The 17,256-nt window shown below is 65.4% G+C and carries 18 protein-coding genes; 10 read left to right on the top strand and 8 right to left on the bottom strand.

Annotation, left to right across the window (positions count from 1 at the left end; genetic code table 11):
- Positions 1-6 precede the first annotated feature (6 nt).
- Positions 7-876: a hypothetical protein gene (locus Y900_RS10100; protein ID WP_036341727.1), complete on the top strand. Its 870-nt coding sequence runs from the start codon at positions 7-9 to the stop codon at positions 874-876.
- 36 nt (positions 877-912) lie between these two features.
- Here Y900_RS10100 and Y900_RS32345 read toward each other — a convergent pair whose 3' ends face one another.
- The 3 genes from Y900_RS32345 to kstD all read right to left on the bottom strand — a co-directional run bounded on the left by Y900_RS32345 (position 913) and on the right by kstD (position 4,254).
- Positions 913-1,542: a hypothetical protein gene (locus Y900_RS32345; RefSeq protein ID WP_036341726.1), complete on the bottom strand. Its 630-nt coding sequence runs from the start codon at positions 1,540-1,542 to the stop codon at positions 913-915.
- 137 nt (positions 1,543-1,679) lie between these two features.
- Positions 1,680-2,540, bottom strand: coding sequence for an enoyl-CoA hydratase ChsH3 (locus Y900_RS10090; RefSeq protein ID WP_036341725.1), 861 nt, complete (start codon positions 2,538-2,540; stop codon positions 1,680-1,682).
- A 1-nt stretch (position 2,541) separates the two neighbouring features.
- Entirely contained in the window at positions 2,542-4,254 is a 1,713-nt protein-coding gene (gene kstD, locus Y900_RS10085) for a 3-oxosteroid 1-dehydrogenase (protein ID WP_036341724.1), read from the bottom strand.
- Positions 4,255-4,408: 154 nt separating this feature from the next.
- On the opposite strand from kstD, the gene Y900_RS10080 reads away from it, so the two are divergent.
- The 4 genes from Y900_RS10080 to Y900_RS10065 are packed head-to-tail and all read left to right on the top strand — an operon-like array spanning position 4,409 to position 9,289.
- On the top strand, positions 4,409-5,194 hold the full coding sequence (locus tag Y900_RS10080) for a 2-keto-4-pentenoate hydratase (RefSeq protein WP_036341723.1): 786 nt from the start codon (positions 4,409-4,411) through the stop codon (positions 5,192-5,194).
- A gap of 13 nt (positions 5,195-5,207) precedes the next feature.
- Positions 5,208-6,125 carry an acetaldehyde dehydrogenase (acetylating) gene (locus tag Y900_RS10075; protein WP_036341722.1) on the top strand — a complete coding sequence of 306 codons (918 nt, stop codon included), beginning with the start codon at positions 5,208-5,210 and terminating at the stop codon, positions 6,123-6,125.
- Positions 6,122-7,168: a 4-hydroxy-2-oxovalerate aldolase gene (dmpG, locus tag Y900_RS10070; protein ID WP_036341721.1), complete on the top strand. Its 1,047-nt coding sequence runs from the start codon at positions 6,122-6,124 to the stop codon at positions 7,166-7,168. Before Y900_RS10075 ends, dmpG begins: the two co-directional genes overlap by 4 nt.
- Before the next feature lie 30 nt (positions 7,169-7,198).
- Positions 7,199-9,289: a RecQ family ATP-dependent DNA helicase gene (locus tag Y900_RS10065; RefSeq protein ID WP_036341720.1), complete on the top strand. Its 2,091-nt coding sequence runs from the start codon at positions 7,199-7,201 to the stop codon at positions 9,287-9,289.
- A gap of 59 nt (positions 9,290-9,348) precedes the next feature.
- On the opposite strand, the gene Y900_RS10060 is transcribed toward Y900_RS10065, so the two are convergent.
- On the bottom strand, positions 9,349-10,260 hold the full coding sequence (locus tag Y900_RS10060) for an IclR family transcriptional regulator (protein ID WP_036341719.1): 912 nt from the start codon (positions 10,258-10,260) through the stop codon (positions 9,349-9,351).
- Positions 10,261-10,384: 124 nt separating this feature from the next.
- On the opposite strand from Y900_RS10060, the gene Y900_RS10055 reads away from it, so the two are divergent.
- Genes Y900_RS10055 through Y900_RS10045 form a run of 3 tightly spaced genes read left to right on the top strand, consistent with a single transcriptional unit; the run spans position 10,385 to position 13,435 of the window.
- Complete coding sequence (locus tag Y900_RS10055) at positions 10,385-11,512, top strand: hypothetical protein (protein WP_036341718.1); 1,128 nt, start codon at positions 10,385-10,387, stop codon at positions 11,510-11,512.
- 4 nt (positions 11,513-11,516) lie between these two features.
- Positions 11,517-12,299 (top strand): SDR family oxidoreductase, encoded by a 783-nt coding sequence (locus Y900_RS10050; protein ID WP_036341717.1) that lies wholly within the window; start codon positions 11,517-11,519, stop codon positions 12,297-12,299.
- Positions 12,299-13,435 carry a sulfotransferase family protein gene (locus Y900_RS10045; protein WP_036341716.1) on the top strand — a complete coding sequence of 379 codons (1,137 nt, stop codon included), beginning with the start codon at positions 12,299-12,301 and terminating at the stop codon, positions 13,433-13,435. The genes Y900_RS10050 and Y900_RS10045 overlap by 1 nt, the downstream gene beginning before the upstream one ends.
- A 72-nt stretch (positions 13,436-13,507) precedes the next feature.
- On the opposite strand, the gene Y900_RS10040 is transcribed toward Y900_RS10045, so the two are convergent.
- Both Y900_RS10040 and Y900_RS10035 read right to left on the bottom strand, forming a co-directional pair.
- The gene (locus Y900_RS10040; protein ID WP_036341715.1) at positions 13,508-13,966 is read right to left on the bottom strand and encodes a hypothetical protein; all 459 of its coding nucleotides are present in this window, start codon (positions 13,964-13,966) and stop codon (positions 13,508-13,510) included.
- Positions 13,967-13,968: 2 nt separating this feature from the next.
- Positions 13,969-15,111, bottom strand: a complete 1,143-nt coding sequence (locus Y900_RS10035; protein WP_036341714.1) for a 3-ketosteroid-9-alpha-monooxygenase, oxygenase component — start codon at positions 15,109-15,111, stop codon at positions 13,969-13,971.
- Positions 15,112-15,231: 120 nt separating this feature from the next.
- On the opposite strand from Y900_RS10035, the gene Y900_RS10030 reads away from it, so the two are divergent.
- Both Y900_RS10030 and Y900_RS33435 read left to right on the top strand, forming a co-directional pair.
- Entirely contained in the window at positions 15,232-15,756 is a 525-nt protein-coding gene (locus tag Y900_RS10030; protein ID WP_036346357.1) for a gamma carbonic anhydrase family protein, read from the top strand.
- A gap of 85 nt (positions 15,757-15,841) precedes the next feature.
- Positions 15,842-15,976, top strand: a complete 135-nt coding sequence (locus Y900_RS33435) for a hypothetical protein (protein WP_272945545.1) — start codon at positions 15,842-15,844, stop codon at positions 15,974-15,976.
- Here the strand turns inward: Y900_RS33435 and Y900_RS10025 are convergent.
- Positions 15,973-16,374 (bottom strand): nuclear transport factor 2 family protein, encoded by a 402-nt coding sequence (locus Y900_RS10025; protein ID WP_036341713.1) that lies wholly within the window; start codon positions 16,372-16,374, stop codon positions 15,973-15,975. The genes Y900_RS33435 and Y900_RS10025 overlap by 4 nt on opposite strands.
- Entirely contained in the window at positions 16,371-17,252 is an 882-nt protein-coding gene (locus tag Y900_RS10020) for a TIGR03619 family F420-dependent LLM class oxidoreductase (RefSeq protein WP_036346354.1), read from the bottom strand. Before Y900_RS10020 ends, Y900_RS10025 begins: the two co-directional genes overlap by 4 nt.
- Between the last annotated feature and the right edge of the window lie 4 nt (positions 17,253-17,256).

Here is a 17,256-nt window from a genome sequence, read left to right as displayed (position 1 = left end):
GCCGCCATGAATCAGCCGTTCATCGGAAGTGAGGCCGTCGCCGCCGGAGACATCACCAAGACTGCGCTGCGGCGTCGCTTTACTCGCGTTTTCCCCGACGTGTATGTAGCAGCCGGCACCGAATTGGACGCCCAGGGTCGGGCTCGGGCCGGCTGGCTGTGGTCGGGGCGTAAGGCCGTCATCGCCGGTCGTTCTGCCGCAGCACTGCATGGCGCGAAGTGGATCGACCGCAACGCAGCCGTCGACCTCATCCACGACAACAGGAATCGACGTTCAGGCGTGAATGTCCGCGGAGATCGGCTTGGCGACAGCGATTTCCAGCTGATCTACGGCTTGCCGGTGACCACGCCCCTGCGAACGGCACTTGATCTAGCCTGCTGGTATCCCCGGAATGTTGCTGTGCCTACTCTCGATTCGCTTGCGCGAGCTACGTCCATTGACCCTGCCGATGCGCGGGTGCTGGCCGAGCGATACCCGGGTCGGCGCGCAATCCGGATGGCCCGCGAGAGCCTTTCCCTCGTCGACGGGGGAGCGCAGTCGCCCAAGGAGACCTGGCTGCGTCTGCTGCTCGTCGAGGCCGGCTTGCCGCGGCCGCAGACCCAGATAGCTGTCTATGACAGGTTCGGTGAATTGATCGCGTATCTCGACATGGGCTGGGAGGACATCAAGGTAGCTGCCGAGTACGACGGCCAGCAGCACCGTACCGACCGGATGCAATACGCCTGGGACTCGCGGCGCCGCGAAAAGCTGGAAGAGCTGGGCTGGGTCGTCATTCGGGTCTTGGCCGGGGATCAGCCGGCCGATGTCATCCGGCGGGTGCGGGCCGCTATCGCACGCCGAGCGTCACTCCAGGGTCACGTTCAACGTTCAGCGTGACTCTGGTGTGACGCTCGGCGGAAAAGCGAAGAGCTGTTAGGTGAGGTTGTTCTTGATCTGAGTGGCCTGCATCTTGGCGATCGCGAGCGCCGTCTCCGGCAGCACCGGATCGTTCGGCGCGCTGCTGAACTCGACGCTCGTGACTGCCTTACCCTGGGTGAAGTACACCTCGGTGACGGCTTTCGAGCCGTCGGGCGATTTGCCGGTGGCGATGAAGCCGCCGTCGCCGACGTCAGCGGGCTGCGGCGCTCCGTCGACGTCCTTGGAGACCGTTGCCTTTGCGTCATCGAGCCTCTTGACCGCCGCAGCGGGATCCGTCTCGATCACGATCTGGAACGTGATGGTCTGGTTCTGCGCGGCGTTGGACATGGTCTGGCCGATTCCGGTGATACCGGCCGGGGGCGTCTCCGGCGGGCTGGCGGTGAAGCTCGGGTCGATGTCAGACGCCTTCAGCAGGAGTTTGCTGTAGTCGTCCGCGGGGGCGGCGGTGGCCGCTGCGCTGGTGGTGTCCGAAGCGGCGGCCGAGGAGGTGGCGGAGGAACTCGACGCCGCCGATGACGACGACGATTCGGCGCCCTTGTCGCTGTTGCCGCAGCCGACTGCGGCAACGCCCACCAGCAGCGCCGCACCGACGAGGCCGACGGTCTTGGTAGGGGCAATCTTCATAGGACGTCCTTTCGTAGAAGCACCAAAGTTTGCTTTGCCTAAGTTCCTACCTTGGAGCCGGCTGAAAGTCCGACCTATGCGTAAATCTGACGTCCAAATCACACCACCCCGTGATCTGGACAGCCGACCGCACGAACTCAGACCGGGATGAACTCCACGTCGGAGAGCACCACGGCGTCGTCGCGGCCCGGAGCGGTGACGACGCCGACATAGCGGCCGTCTTCCTTCCATGCGCTGACCTTGATGGTCTCACCGGGATAGCAAACCCCGGCGAACCGCGCGCCGTAGGTCTTCACGGCCGAGGCGTCGGAATCGAGCAGCGTGTCGACCAGCGCCTTGCAGGTCATGCCGTACGTGCACAGCCCGTGCAGGATCGGCTTGGGAAAGCCTGCCGCCGCGGCGAATTCGGGGTCGGAATGCAGCGGGTTGCGGTCTCCGCAGAGCCGGTACAGCAGCGCCTGTTGCGGCAGCACCGGAACCGCGATCTCGTAGTCCGGCGCACGGTCCGGGGCAGCCACCGTTGTCGACGGGCCGCGCTCGCCGCCGAAACCACCCTCACCGCGGGCGAAGATCGACCGCTTGGTGGTCCACAGCAGTGTGCCGTCCGGATCGGTCACTGTGGTCTCGCTGACGATGACGGCGGCCTTGCCCTTGTCCCAGATCTCGGTGAACCGCTGCACCGACCGCGCGGTGCCGCTGGGCGGCAGCGGAGCGGGCACCGTCACCGCCTCGCTGGCGTGCAGCACCTTGCTGAGCTCGATCTCGATACCGGGGAACTTCACCTCCGGCGGCTCGGTCATGTGGAAGCTGGCCGCCACGTTGCCGAAGGTGGGCAGCACCTGCGGGGTGCGGTCCACCAGGTATCGCAACTCCTTGGGATCCATCGGATCTGCGCCCGCACCGAGGCCGAGCTGATAGAGCTGCACATCGCTACTCGTCCACGAGAACTCAACCGGCTCCAGCTCGGCGCCGAGTGCGACGGACAGATCGATCGGCATGTCAGCCCTTCCCAGTGCCTGATGTCGCCGGCCCAGCGGCTCCGGCAATGTGCAAAGCCGCCAGATATCCGAACGCCATCGCGGGGCCGATGGTGCCGCCCGGACCGGGATAGGTGTGGCCCATCACCGGCGAGCTGACATTACCGGCCGCGTACAGGCCTTCGATCACCGAACCGTCGTCGCGCAGAGCCCGCCCGTGGACATCGGTACGGACGCCGCCCTTGGTGCCCAGATCTCCGGGCACCATCTTGGCGGCGTAGAACGGACCGTTCTTGATCTCGCCGAGGTTGGGGTTGGGCTTGTTGGTCGGATCGCCGTAGTAGCGGTCGTAGGCGCTTTCGCCGCGGCGGAAGTCTTCGTCCTTACCGGAGCGAGCGAACCCGTTGAACCGCTCGATGGTCGCCAGTAGCGCGTCGGCCGGTAGCCCGGTCACCTTGGCCAGTTCCTCGAGGGTGTCGGCCTTGACGATGACGCCGGATTCCATCCACTTCTTCGGAATGCGTTGTCCCGGTTGCAATCCGGCAAAGATGTAGCGGTCACGGTACTGCTGGTCGAACACCAGCCATGCCGGTACGTTCTCGCCGGGACCGGCGCCCTGACCGTACTGGCCGCCGTACATGTGGTGGCACGCCTCGACGTAGGGCATCGACTCGTTCATGAAGCGCTTGCCGGACAAGTTGACGATGATCGAGCCGGGGGAATTGCGCTCCGATAGTGCGAACCACGGGGCGCCGACCAGCGGCACCGTGGGCCCCCACCAGGCGTCCTCCATCAGTTCCAGTGCGGCACCGAGCTTCTCGGCGGCAACGATGCCATCGCCGGTGTTGGCCGCGGCCCCAACGGTCCACTCGCTGGTGATCGGCGCGCGCTGATACTTGACGCGCATCTGCTCGTTGTGCTCGAAACCGCCGCTGCCCAGGATGACGCCCCGGCGTGCGCGGATCAGTTGCGGGTCAGCCGCTTCCGGTCCGGTGGTGTCCCGGACGTAGATGCCGCGCACCACGCCGTCCTCGACGTACAAATCGGTCAGTGCGGTGTTGAGCAGCACCGGAACACCGGCCTCGCGCAGGCCGATCCGCATCGGGGCGATGAGTGCCCGGCCCATGCCTACCAGGTTCTTACCGCGTGCGTTGGCCCACACGGTGCGGGCGCCGACCTTCAGGCTCCTCAGCACACCGCGGGGGTGGCGCTTGAGCTGATTGAGACGCATGTAATCCTGCTGCATCACAACGACATTGAGCGGAACCTTGCCGTACGCGGGCTCCAGGAACTTCTCATCGGGGCCGAGCTTCTTGGCGTCGAACGGCTTGGGTTCGACCGAGCGTCCGCCGGGGCGGCCCCCCGGAGCCTCCGGGTAGTAGTCGGAGTACCCGGGAACCCAGCACAACTTCAGCGGCGTGTGCTTGAGCACGAACGACAGCATCTCCGGCCCGCGCTCGAGGTAGGTGTCGATGCGCTCGGGCGCCACCACGTCGCCGATGATCGTGTGCAGATAGGTGCGCGCGGCTTCTTTGGTGTCGGTGACCCCGTCACGCTTGAGGATCTCGTTGTTGGGGATCCACACGCCGCCACCCGAGCGGGCGGTCGACCCGCCGAAGTGTGCGGCCTTCTCGACGACGACTGTCGATAGTCCCTGGTGAGCGGCGGTAAGTGCGGCGACCATGCCGGCAGCACCGCTTCCGACGACGACGACGTCGAACTCCTGAGCTGTCATACTAGAACACGTTATAGAATTGCCCCGTCCGGGCGCTACTGACCCCTCCCTTCCGATCAGCGGAACGCTTACCCCACGGCGCTGCGGACAACACTAGAATTGCCCGCACCGGGCGCCGTTCGCCCCGGTCACACCGACGATGGGACTCCCGGGAATGCTGAGCGTTTCGACGCGCGAAGAGCTTGCCGCCGACCTTGCCGAGGCGGAGCGCAGTCGCGTCCCGATGACGCCGCTGACGGCCAACCACCCCGATATCGACGTGGTCGACGCCTACGAAATTCAGCTGATCAACATCCGGCAACGCATCGCCGAAGGTGCTCGGGTGGTCGGTCACAAGGTCGGCCTGTCATCGGAGGCCATGCAGAAGATGATGGGCGTCGACGAGCCCGACTACGGCCACCTTTTGGCCGACATGGAGGTGTTCGAGGACCAGCCGGTTCCCGCCGGGCGCTTCCTGTTCCCGCGCGTCGAGGTCGAGGTCGGATTCATCCTTGCCGACGACCTGCCCGGCGCCGGGTGTACCGAGGACGACGTGCTGGCGGCCACCGCGGCGTTCGCCCCGGCGATCGAACTCATCGACACCCGGATCAAGGATTGGAAGATCGCGCTGTGCGACACCATCGCCGACAACGCGTCGTCGGCGGGCTACGTGCTCGGCAAGGAGCGGGTATCGCCGAAAGACGTTGATATCAGGGGCATCGACGCGGTGCTCACCCGTAACGGCGACGTGGTGGCCGAGGGCCGCAGCGACGCGGTTCTCGGCAATCCGGTCACTGCAGTGGCGTGGCTGGCCCGCAAGGTCGAGAGCTTCGGTGTGCGACTCAAGGCGGGCGACATCGTCCTGCCCGGATCGTGCACCAGAGCCATCGACTGCCACCCAGGCGACGAGTTCGTCGCGGACTTCGCCGGTCTGGGTTCAGTCCGGCTGTCATTCGAATAAGAGGAGGCTTCACGTGCCCCAGAAGAGTTCTGTCGCCATCGTCGGGTCGGGCAACATCAGCACCGATCTGCTGTACAAGCTCCTCCGTTCGGAGTGGCTCGAGCCGCGCTGGATGATCGGCATCGATCCCGAGAGTGAGGGTCTGGCCCGGGCACGCAAGCTCGGACTGGAGACCAGCCACGAGGGTGTGGACTGGCTGCTGGCGCAGTCGGAAAAGCCGGACCTGGTGTTCGAAGCCACCAGCGCCTACGTGCACCGGGCTGCCGCGCCCCGCTACGAGGAAGCCGGTATCCGCGCGATCGACCTGACGCCGGCCGCCGTGGGCCCCGGCGTGATCCCGCCGGCGAACCTGCGTGCGCACCTGGACGCGCCGAACGTCAACATGGTCACCTGCGGTGGCCAGGCCACGATCCCGATGGTGTATGCCGTCTCCCGCGTCGTCGACGTGCCCTATGCGGAGATCGTCGCGTCGGTGTCGTCGGCGTCGGCAGGCCCCGGCACGCGGGCCAACATCGACGAGTTCACCAAGACCACCAGCGCCGGCGTGGAGGTGATCGGCGGCGCGAAGCGGGGCAAGGCGATCATCATCCTGAATCCGGCTGATCCGCCAATGATCATGCGCGACACCATCTTCTGCGCAATCCCCGAGGACGCCGATCACGACGCGATCACGCAGTCCATCAAGGACGTCGTCGCCGAGGTGCAGACCTACGTGCCGGGCTACCGCCTGCTCAACGAGCCGCAGTTCGACGAGCCGAGTGTGTACAACGGCGGCCATCACCTCGTCACCACGTTCGTGGAAGTCGAGGGTGCGGGCGACTATCTGCCGCCGTATGCGGGAAATCTGGACATCATGACCGCCGCGGCCACCAAGGTCGGCGAGGAAATCGCGAAGGAACGGGCTTCCGTTTCTGGAGGTGCACAAGCATGAGCGACATCTACTTCAACCCGATGTGGGACGTCCGGATGACGGACACCTCCCTGCGCGACGGCAGCCACCACAAGCGCCACCAGTTCACCAAGGACGAGGTCGGTGCCATCGTCGCCGCACTCGACACCGCGGGCGTCCCGGTCATCGAGGTGACGCACGGTGACGGGCTGGGCGGCTCGAGCTTCAACTACGGGTTCTCCAAGACACCCGAGCAGGAGCTGATCAAGCTGGCCGCCGAGACGGCCAAGGAATCCAAGATCGCCTTCCTGATGCTGCCCGGCGTGGGCACCAAGGAGGACATCAAGGAGGCGCAGAACAACGGCGGCTCGATCTGCCGGATCGCCACCCACTGCACCGAAGCCGACGTCTCGATCCAGCACTTCGGGCTGGCCCGCGAACTCGGGCTGGAGACCGTCGGCTTCCTGATGATGAGCCATACGATCAGCCCGGAGAAGCTTGCCAAGCAAGCCCGGATCATGGCCGACGCCGGCTGCCAGTGCGTCTATGTGGTCGACTCGGCGGGTGCGCTGGTGCTCGAAGGCGTGGCCGACCGGGTGAGCGCATTGGTCGCCGAATTGGGGTCGGATGCTCAAGTTGGTTTTCATGGCCACGAGAACCTGGGCCTGGGCGTGGCCAACTCGATCGAAGCCGTCCGCGCGGGAGCCAAGCAGATCGACGGGTCGTGCCGCCGCTTCGGTGCCGGTGCGGGCAACGCGCCGGTCGAGGCGCTCATCGGGGTGTTCGACAAGATCGGCGTCAAGACCGGAATCGACTTCTTCGACATCGCCGACGCCGCCGAGGAGGTCGTCGCACCGGCGATGCCTGCCGAATGTCTGCTGGACCGCAACGCTCTGATCATGGGCTACTCCGGGGTGTACTCGAGCTTCCTCAAGCACGCCATCCGCCAGTCCGAACGCTACGGCGTGCCGGCCCACCAACTGCTGCACCGGGCCGGACAGCGCAAGCTCATCGGCGGCCAGGAGGATCAGCTCATCGACATCGCGCTGGAGATCAAGCGCGAACAAGAGGCTGCCGCCAAGTAGCTTGTCGTCGCCTGCGGGCACGATGGGTCCATGACCGCGACCCGAGCTGACGCACAGAAGATTCTCGAGCAGCTGGCCGGCCCGCAAGCGGTGCTGCGCGACGACCAGTGGACGGCCATCGAGGCTTTGGTGGTGCACCGGCGTCGGGCTCTGGTCGTGCAACGCACCGGCTGGGGCAAGTCGGCCGTCTACTTCGTCGCCGCCAAGCTGCTGCGTGAGCAGGGCCGCGGGCCGACGGTGATCGTGTCGCCGTTGCTGGCTCTCATGCGCAACCAGGTGAGCGCCGCGCAGCGCGCCGGGGTGCGTGCGGCGACCATCAACTCCGGCAACGTCACCGAGTGGGATGACATCCACCGCCAGGTCGCCGACGGTGGTCTCGATGTACTGCTGGTCAGCCCGGAACGGTTGAACAACCCGGAATTCCGCGTCCAGGTGCTGCCGTCGTTGGCCGCCGACGCCGGCCTGGTGGTGGTGGACGAGGCGCACTGTGTCTCCGACTGGGGACATGACTTCCGGCCGGACTACCGGCGTATCCGAACGTTGATCGCCGAATTGGGTTCCGGGGTACCGGTATTGGCCACCACGGCGACGGCCAACGACCGAGTGGTCGGCGACGTGGCGGCCCAACTCGGCGTCGGTGGTGGCGACACGCTGGTCCTGCGTGGCGGTCTGGACCGCGAGTCGCTTCATCTGTCGGTCGTCAAGGTACCCACCGCCGCCGGGCGCGCCGCCTGGATTGCGGCACAGCTCAATTCGCTGGAGGGGTCCGGCATCATCTACACCTTGACCGTCGCCGCCGCCCGCGATCTGGCGGCGGTCTTGCGGGAGCAGGGCCATCAGGTCGCCGCGTACACCGGAGCCTCCGACCCCGCCGAGCGAGAGCAGATGGAGGTCGACCTCCTCGCCAACCGGGTCAAGGCTCTGGTGGCCACCTCCGCGCTCGGGATGGGATTCGACAAACCAGATCTGGGTTTCGTCATTCACCTCGGGGCGCCACAGTCGCCGATCGCGTACTACCAGCAGGTGGGCCGCGCCGGTCGCGCCACCGCCCGCGCCGAGGTGATCCTGCTTCCGGGACATGAGGACGCCGAGATATGGAGTTACTTCGCCTCGGTCGCATTCCCGCCGGAAGCGTTGGTGCGCAAGGTGATCGGCGTGCTGGAGCCGGACCGCCCGCTGTCGACACCCGCGCTGGAACCACTCGTCGACCTGGGCCGCAACCGACTCGAAATGGTGCTGAAGGTGCTCGATGTCGATGGCGCCGTGCAGCGGGTGAAGGGCGGCTGGATCGGTACCGGCCAGCCGTGGACCTATGACGAAGAGCGCTATCGCACCTTGGACGCGGCCCGGAGCCGAGAACAGCAGGCCATGCTCGATTATCAGAACTCGACCAGCTGCCGGATGGCTTTTCTCCGTGCGCAATTGGACGATCCGGAACTGTCAGCGCAAGATCGCTGCGGCCGGTGTGACAACTGTGCCGGATCCCGCTTCACCGCCGAGGTCGACGAGCGTGCGCTCGACGCCACCAACGACCGGCTGCAGCAGTGCGGTGTCGAGGTGGCGCCACGGCGGCTATGGCCCACGGGCATGGCCAAGCTCGGGGTCGACCTGAGCGGGCGAATCGACGACGGGCCGCTGGAGGGCCGCGCGATCGGACGGCTCACGGATCTGGGCTGGGGCACCCGGTTGCGCAGGCTGCTGGATGCACCGGACGGTCCAGTCCCCGACGAGTTCGTCCGCGCCGCGATCGCGGTGTTGGCCGACTGGCCGTGGGAGACGCGACCCGAGGCCGTCATGGGGCTTGACTCATCGGCGCATCCGGTCCTGATCCGTTCCGTCGTCGACCGCCTCGGCCGGGCGGGTCGGCTGACAAACCTGGGGACGCTCCACTACCGCCCGACGCGACGGCCGGTAACGGCCGTGAACTCGGCCTACCGGGTCGCGGCACTGCACGATGCCTGGCAGGAGCCTGACTTCACTGCGCTGCAGCAGGTTCCGCGGACAGTGCTTCTGGTCGACGACGTCACCGACACCGGTTGGACGCTGACCACCGCGGCGCGCTGCTTGCGTCGGGCCGGCGTATCGGAGGTCCTGCCGTTCGTGCTCGCGGGCGTCAGCTGAGCACTGCCGGCCGTCATCGGGGAGCTGTGGTCGCCGCCGTCGGGCTAGGCCCCGCCAGATCACCACTGCGGTTTGGTGCCACCGAGCTGTGTGGTGAGGGCGTTGGCGGTCGCCACCAAACCCTTTGCATGCTTGGCGATCTCGGAATCGGTGAGAGCGCGACCGATCTGAAGCGACACCACCATCGCCTGCCGGTGGTGGTGGTCGTAGACGGGTGCGGAGATGACACTGACGTCGTGCCGCTGGCGCGACCCCGGCCCCTCGGTTTCGCTTCGCAAGTACACCCGCTCACCGATATCGGAGATCAACTCGCCCAAGAGGGCACGCAGTTCGTCGGGCATCGAGGTGGACATGCCCGCCATCAACGCATACAGCCGCTGGCCGCCGGGGGTCAATCGTTCGACGAGGTATCCGGCGGTCCGGCATTCGGCGATGACGCGGTCCAGTCGCTCCGTCTCCGTACGCAGCGGAATGGTCGGCGCGCGACCGAGCCACCCGCGCAGTGCTTCGTCGTCCCACAGCACGAACATCAAGCCCACCGGCGGGGCGAACGGGTAGCTCTGCCCGACACGCACCCCGACATCGGAACCGGGTGGGCCGACCAACTCGAGCAGCGTGATCCGGTCGTCCACGACAGCGGCGAGCGCCGCCGTGGTCTCGAACGTCTTCGACAGCCTGCTGAGTTCAGCGCGTGCCGCCGGATTGACCCGTAACGACTCCTGGGCGAGGTGACCGAGCGCGATCAGGCTGGGGCCCAGCCGGTAGGTCTTGTCGGCCGCGTCCCGAACCAGGTAGCCCGACTCGGTCAGCGTCGTGACGATGCCGAGGCAGGTCGGCTTGGCAAGTTGCAATCGTCGAGAGAGTTCCGACAGGCCGAACTTGTCTTGTGGATGCTTGGCCAGGAAATCCAGGATCGCCACCACGCGTTGCGTGGGGGGCGATGATCGACCAGGAGCGGAGCCGTCCGGCATTGCAAAATCCTACCTCTATATTCCATATATGGAACACATGCTTGGTTGACTGAGATTAGAACACGTTCTAGTCTCAGTCCCAAGAACGTACCAGTGCGGTCCAATTTTGAAACGCGAGGCGGTCATGTACACACAGCCCTTGGTGGACGCCATTGCCGAGTCCGAACGGCTGGTGAAGGAAGCCGACTTCATCGAGAGTGAGGCGGACCTGCTGGAGGGCCTGCAGTACCTGGCCGGCTGTGTCGCGGCGTGCACGCACGTCGCCTTCGACTACGACCGCGACCATCCCTTCCTTCACTCGGGCACCGGCCCGTTCACCAAAATGGGCCTGGACAATCCGGACACCATGTACTTCGGCACCCGGGTGGTGGCCGGCAACGAGTACGTCGTCACCGGTAAGCGCGGGACCACCACCGACGTCAGCTTTCAGCTGCTCGGTGGCGAGTACACCGACGAAGTGGTTCCGGACAGCGAAACCGCATTCGACGACCGCAAGCTCGACATCGCCGCCGACGGCACCTTCGAGTGGCGGTTCACCCCGGATAGCAACGCGCAGCTGGTCATTCGGGAGGTCTACAACGACTGGTCCGCCGAGCGGGGCAGCTTCGCTATCGCGCGCACCGACACCGCGGGGACCGCGCCGCCGGCGCTGACCAAAGAGCTGATCGAAAGACGCTGGGCGACAGCAGGAAAGCAGCTCGTGCAACGTGTGAAGACGTGGCTCCAGTTCCCGAAGTGGTTCTACGACAACCTGCCGGTCAACACCCTGACCGCGCCGCGGCTCACCCCGGGTGGGCTGGCCACCCAATACTCGTCGGTCGGCCACTACGACATCACCGAAGATCAGGCGATCGTCATCACGCTGCCGGTCACTGACGCACCGTACCTCGGCTTCCAGCTCGGTAGCCTCTGGTACATCTCGCTGGACTACATCAACCACCAGACCTCGCTCAACGGCACTCAGGCGCAAGCGGATCCGGATGGCAAGATCCGGATCGTCGTCGCCGACAAGAGCCCCGGGGTGACCAACTGGGTCGAAACGCTCGGGCATGGCAAGGGTTACCTGCAGTTCCGCTGGCAGCGAGTGTCGCGCGCGTTGACCGAGGCCGACGGCCCGACGATGGAGATCGTCGATCTCGGCGAGGTCGCGGGCAAGCTGCCCTACTACGAGCAGAACAAGATCTCCAAAGACGACTGGCGTCAGCGAATCGCACTGCGTCAAAAACTAATTGGCAACAGGATGGTGGGGTAAACACATGGCCGGCTTGCTCGAGAACAAGGTCGTCGTGATCAGTGGCGTCGGTCCCGCGCTGGGCACCACCCTGGCGCGCCGATGTGCTGAGGAAGGCGCCGACCTGGTGTTGGCGGCACGCACGGTCGGGCGTCTGGACGACGTGGCCAAGCAGGTCACCGACCTCGGCCGCCGCGCACTGTCGGTGGGCACCGACATCACTGACGAGGCTCAGGTCGACAACCTGGTCACGGAGACCCTGGCCGCCTACGGCAAGGTCGACGTGTTGATCAACAACGCGTTCAAGGTGCCGTCGATGAAGCCGTTCGCCAACACCTCGTTCGATCACATCCGCGAGACGGTGGAGCTCACGGTGCTCGGTGCGCTGCGGCTGATCCAGGGATTCACCCCGGCATTGGTCGAGGCCAAGGGCTCGGTGGTCAACGTCAACTCGATGGTGCTGCGGCACTCCGACCCCAAGCAGGGCGCCTACAAGCTGGCCAAGGCGGCGCTGCTGTCGATGTCTCAGTCGTTGGCCAGTGAACTCGGCCCCCAGGGCGTCCGGGTGAATTCCGTGCTGCCCGGCTATATCTGGGGCGGGACATTGCAAGGCTATTTCGAGCACCAGGCCGGGAAGTACGGCACGACCGTCGACGAGATCTACAAGGCGGCCGCGGTCAACAGCGATCTCAAGCGGCTCCCCACCGAGGACGAGGTCGCATCGGCGATCCTGTTCATGGCCAGTGATCTGTCCAACGGCATCACCGGGCAGACACTGGACGTCAACTGCGGGGAGTATCACAACTGATGGCTGACTTCCTGAGTGTTGAAAGTCTGATCGCCTCGGCGGTCAAAGCCACCGGTATGGACGATTTCGGCGTCGACGACGACAACTATCAAGAGGCGCTGAGCGTGCTGCTCGAGTCGTTCCGCAACGATGCGGACCTGACCGAGCTCGGTAGCAAGATGCACCGGTTCTTCGTGCGAAATGCGTTGGTGGCCAGACTTGTTTCCGAGGCTGCCTTCAAGCAGTATCCGGAGCACGTCGTCGTCCCGATCGAGCGTCCGATCTTCGTCACCGGCCTGCCGCGCACCGGTACCACCGCATTGCACCGGTTGCTGTGCGGGGATCCTAGGCACCAGGGGCTGGAGCTTTGGCTCGCGGAGTTCCCGCAACCCCGGCCGCCGCGGGAATCGTGGAAGGACAACCCGGTCTTTCAGCAGATCGACGCACAGTTCACCAAGGCGCATGAGGAGAACCCGGATTACACGGGCCTGCACTACATGACCGCGGACGAGGTGGAGGAGTGCTGGCAGCTGTTGCGCCAGTCCGTGCACTCGGTGTCCTACGAGACGCTCGCGCACGTGCCCACGTATGCGCAATGGCTTGCGCGACAGGACTGGACCAAGTCGTACGCGCGGCACCGCAAGAACCTGCAGCTGATCGGACTCAACGATCCCGAAAAGCGTTGGGTTCTCAAGAATCCCAGCCATCTGTTCGCCCTGGACGCGGTGTTCGCCGTCTATCCGGATGCGCTGATCCTGCAGTGCCACCGGCCGGCCGAGACGATCATGGCCTCGATGTGCTCGCTGGCCCAGCACACCACCGAGGGCTGGTCGAACACGTTCAAAGACGAGGTCATCGGCGCCGACTCACTGGAGACCTGGTCGCGCGGGCTGGAGTTGTTCAACACCGAACGCGCCAAGCACAATCCGGCGCAGTTCTACGATGTCGACTACTTCGAGCTCATCCGCGAACCGATCAGCACCGTGGAAAAGATCTACTCGCACTTCGGTATCGAGCTGACCGACGATGCCCGCGCGGCGATCCAACGGACGGACGAGGAAAGCAAGCAGGGCCCGCGTGCGCCCAAGCACACCTACTCGCTGGCCGACTACGGCCTGACCGAGGAACAGGTCAAGGAGCGCTTCAAGGGGCTGTAGCCGGCGCCGAGATCGACGAAATGTCGCGATCTACTCCCACTTTCGCGGCGAAACGTCGGTTTCGGCGAGGGCTTAGCCGTCGCCGGGGGCGGGTGCGCTGGAGTACTCCTCCAGACAGCCTTCTGCCACAGCATGTCTGATGCTGTCGGACAACTTCGGGCAGGACCGGGTGCGGGCGCTGCTGCCGCCCGCTTCCCGGATCTCGGCGAAGTAGGCGCACCGCTGCTGCGCTTCGCTGCTCCACTGCACCGCGGTGTGGGCGGCACCGAGCTTCTTGACCTTCACCGCGATGTGGCAGAACCGGCAGTCGATCTCGACCAGGCCGGCCGACAGGTACCGTTCCCGGTCCTGGCGGGTCGATTCCTGGACGGCAGCCATCCGCTGCGGATCCGCGGCGAAACCCGGTGCCTTGGACCATGATCCAGACGCATCGTCGCTGTGCTCGTGCGGCTCGTCGTGCTCGTGCACACCGAGAAGCTCGAGCATGGACCGCGCCAGGTCGTCGACGTCAGGCGTTTCCTCGGGGCTCATGTTCACACCTGGGTGGGCTGTCCTTCAGAAGAAGCCTGCTTCTTGAGGTTCTCCTGAACCTCAACCTGCCACTTCTCGTTGGCCGGGGCGGTATCCGCTTCGAGCTCGAAGCGGTCGGTCATGTCGGGCGTCACGTCGGCGACGTCGACGTAGAACTGCTGATACCAGCGGCGCATCTGGTAGACGGCGCCGTCTTCTTCGACGAGCAGTGGATTGTCGATGCGGGTCTTGTGCTTCCAGATCTCGACGTCCTGGAGGAAGCCCTTGCTGACACCGACGACCATGGCGTCCGACAGCTTGTCGCTCATGGCGTCGTCCATGCCCTTGGGCTTCTCGACGATCACACCCCATTGCAGCATGAACGAATCCTGGGTCACCGGGTAGTGGCAGTTGATCAGGATCGACTCCGCCTTGAAGCCGCCGTAGTTGTTATGCAGCCAGTTGATCATGAACGACGGGCCGAAGTACGACGCCTCGGAATCCAGGTGTGACTCGGTGTAGGCGGAGCCGCCGAGCGTGACGTCGGGCCGGCCGACGTTGTGCAGGTACTGCGAGGCGATGTGGCCCTCGAAGACGTTCTTGAAGTACGTCGGCAAACCGAAGTGGATGTAGAAGAAGTGCGCCATGTCGGTGACGTTGTCGACGATCTCGCGGCAGTTGGAGCCCTCGATCAGCATCGAGTTCCACTTCCACTCGGTCCACTCGCCGCCTGCGTACTCCGGGATCTCCGGGATCCGCACCTCGGGCTGTGGCGGGTTGCCCTCGTGGTCGTGCCAGACGAACAACAGCCCGCTGCGCACGTCGGTCTCCCAGGACCGGGTGCGGGCCAATCGCGGGGTCCGCTTGGCGTAGGGGACCAGGCGGCAACGGCCGTCGCCGCCCCAGCGCCAGTCGTGGAACGGGCACGCGAGGGCGTCGTCCTTGATAGTGCCTTGCGACAGGTCGCCGCCCAGGTGCCGGCAGTACGCGTCCAGAACGTGCACATCGTTGTTGGAATCGGCGAAAACCACCAGTTTGGTCCCGAACGCGTTGATCGGGTGGGGCTTGCCGTCGGTGTAGTCAGTGACCGGGCCCAGGCAGTGCCAGCCCCGGGCGTACCGGTCCGGCAGGGTTCCAGTGTCGATCTCGCGAATGCCGCTTGTCACCCTCGCGCCCCTCCAACTCGTAGGTTCTAACTAGAACACGTTACAGTTTTTCCGACTCTTCGCGCAATGAGAGCAGCACTGGCAGCGGATTACCCACCTGAAGTGCGGTATATCTGGACGATGCCGATGTATTCGTTCGAAGGGCGTTCACCGCGGGTGGATCCGACCGCCTTCGTCGCGCCCACTGCGGTACTCATCGGAGACGTGACCGTGGAGGCCGGCGCATCGGTGTGGTTCAACACGGTTTTGCGGGGGGACTACGCGCCGATCGTGATCCGGGAGGGCGCCAATGTGCAGGACGGGTCGGTGCTGCACGCCCCGCCGGGCATCCCGGTGGATATCGGTCCCGGGGCGACGATCGCGCATATGTGCACCATCCATGGGGTGCACGTCGGGGCCGAGGCCCTGATCGCCAATCACTGCACGGTCCTCGACGGTGCGGTGATCGGCGCCCGCAGCATGATCGCTGCGCACTCACTGGTGGTCGGCGGCACCCACATCCCGGAGGAGGTGCTGGTCACCGGATCACCGGCGAAGGTCAAGGGTCCGATCGCCGGAACCCGGGCCGAGGTTTGGGTGAACATCAACCCCAAGGCCTACCAGGATCTGGCCCAGCGCTATCTGACAGGCCTCGACGACGTCTGAGATCCCCGTCTCCCGGCGTTTGGCCGATTTCGGCGCCGGGTATGTCACCGCTACCTGACAAGGCGTAGCGCGTGGAGGACTGAGGATGGCACTCGATATCTGCCCGGCGTGTGGCTATCCCACCATCGGAGCGGCCGTGTGTGCGGCCTGTTCGTTGGCCGCACCGGCACCAGCGCAATGGCCGGTGGCCTACGTCGAAGCGACCGCGCCCGCCGCCTAGATCTTCTGAGCGCTGGCGGTTGCCTTGTCCAACTCCCAGTACGCGCGCAGCGCGACGACCTTACCCTCATCGTCGACGCGATAGGTGAAGACGCCCTCGGCGATCACCCGGTATCCGCTGGACTCGATCACGATGTGGCCGACGTTGGCTTCCTCGTTGCCGCACTGGTATGTCTTCTCGAAATTAAACGTCAGCGCGCTGGGGGCGATCGCCATGTCGTAGAACTTCGCGATCGCTTCCTTGCCGCGGTGACCCTTGCCTTCAGGGTCGAAATGCGATGGGCCGATGGGATCTTCGACGATCGCGTCGTCGGCGAACACCGCCAGCCATGCCTCCTTGTCGCGAGCCATGGCCGCCTCGCGGGATCGCCGTCCCGCCTCGTGGGCCGGTGAACTCACTGCTCCTGCCAGCCCGAGTGGATGTAGGTCTCGGCGAACCGCTTCATCGAGTCGATCTTCTTGTCCACCGGCGCGTCGAAGGGCAGCCCCTCGAACACCCACGGAATCCCGATGTAGTCGGTGACGCCCGCCTTGACCAGATCGCGGTGACCGTCGACGCCGAACTTGTCGATGCAGACCGCCTGGTACTCGAAGGGGTCGTCGGCGCGGCCGGCCTCGGCCAGCAGCTTCTTGAGCGTGGAGATCGTCTCGGCCAACTCGTCGCAGGTCATCATCGCGCTGGTCCAGCCGTCGCCGATCCGGACCGCACGCCTGAGTGCGACATCGGTGTGGCCGCCGACGTAGAACGGCACCGGCGCCGACGGCGCCGGGCTCATCTGCAGCCGGTCGAAGTCGTAGAACTCACCGTGGTGCTCCACCATGCCGCCGGCGAGCACCAGCTTGATGATGTCGATCATCTCGTCGACGCGCTTGCCGCGCTTGGCATACGGCACCCCGCACCACTCGAATTCCTCGGGTGCCCAGCCGATCCCCACGCCGAAGCCGAACCGGTTGTTGGTCAGGTTCGCCACGGAGCCCACCTGGCGGGCCAGCAGCAGCGGGTTGCGCGAGCCGAGTTTCATCACGTTGGTGTAGAACCGCAGCTTCGAGGTCACCGCCCCCAACGCGCCCGCGAGGATCAACGGGTCGACCCAGGGCGAGTTCTCGTCGAACATCCGCTTACCGTCGGCGGTATAGGGATAGTCGACGGACTGCTCCTCGAAATAGAAGATCGAGTCCGGCAGTGCGATGTTGTCGAAGCCGAGTTCCTCAGCCGCCTTGGCGATTTCGATCAGCTGGTCCAGCGGGCTGAACGCGATGCTGATGGTGTACTGCATCTTG

It is taken from the genome of Mycolicibacterium aromaticivorans JS19b1 = JCM 16368, assembly GCF_000559085.1.
GTDB lineage: Bacteria > Actinomycetota > Actinomycetes > Mycobacteriales > Mycobacteriaceae > Mycobacterium > Mycobacterium aromaticivorans.
Note: the sequence above shows the minus strand (reverse complement) of the source record. Positions and strands in the feature narration are given on the sequence as shown.

What these genes read in the sequence shown, in the direction of transcription:
- Y900_RS10100 (WP_036341727.1), top strand. Translation starts at nt 7, where the DNA reads ATGAATCAGCCGTTCATCGGAAGTGAGGCCGTCGCCGCCGGAGACATC.
- Y900_RS32345 (WP_036341726.1), bottom strand. Translation starts at nt 1,542, where the DNA reads ATGAAGATTGCCCCTACCAAGACCGTCGGCCTCGTCGGTGCGGCGCTG.
- Y900_RS10090 (WP_036341725.1), bottom strand. Translation starts at nt 2,540, where the DNA reads ATGCCGATCGATCTGTCCGTCGCACTCGGCGCCGAGCTGGAGCCGGTT.
- kstD (WP_036341724.1), bottom strand. Translation starts at nt 4,254, where the DNA reads ATGACAGCTCAGGAGTTCGACGTCGTCGTCGTCGGAAGCGGTGCTGCC.
- Y900_RS10080 (WP_036341723.1), top strand. Translation starts at nt 4,409, where the DNA reads ATGCTGAGCGTTTCGACGCGCGAAGAGCTTGCCGCCGACCTTGCCGAG.
- dmpG (WP_036341721.1), top strand. Translation starts at nt 6,122, where the DNA reads ATGAGCGACATCTACTTCAACCCGATGTGGGACGTCCGGATGACGGAC.
- Y900_RS10065 (WP_036341720.1), top strand. Translation starts at nt 7,199, where the DNA reads ATGACCGCGACCCGAGCTGACGCACAGAAGATTCTCGAGCAGCTGGCC.
- Y900_RS10060 (WP_036341719.1), bottom strand. Translation starts at nt 10,260, where the DNA reads ATGCCGGACGGCTCCGCTCCTGGTCGATCATCGCCCCCCACGCAACGC.
- Y900_RS10055 (WP_036341718.1), top strand. Translation starts at nt 10,385, where the DNA reads ATGTACACACAGCCCTTGGTGGACGCCATTGCCGAGTCCGAACGGCTG.
- Y900_RS10050 (WP_036341717.1), top strand. Translation starts at nt 11,517, where the DNA reads ATGGCCGGCTTGCTCGAGAACAAGGTCGTCGTGATCAGTGGCGTCGGT.
- Y900_RS10045 (WP_036341716.1), top strand. Translation starts at nt 12,299, where the DNA reads ATGGCTGACTTCCTGAGTGTTGAAAGTCTGATCGCCTCGGCGGTCAAA.
- Y900_RS10040 (WP_036341715.1), bottom strand. Translation starts at nt 13,966, where the DNA reads ATGAGCCCCGAGGAAACGCCTGACGTCGACGACCTGGCGCGGTCCATG.
- Y900_RS10030 (WP_036346357.1), top strand. Translation starts at nt 15,232, where the DNA reads ATGCCGATGTATTCGTTCGAAGGGCGTTCACCGCGGGTGGATCCGACC.
- Y900_RS33435 (WP_272945545.1), top strand. Translation starts at nt 15,842, where the DNA reads ATGGCACTCGATATCTGCCCGGCGTGTGGCTATCCCACCATCGGAGCG.
- Y900_RS10020 (WP_036346354.1), bottom strand. Translation starts at nt 17,252, where the DNA reads ATGCAGTACACCATCAGCATCGCGTTCAGCCCGCTGGACCAGCTGATC.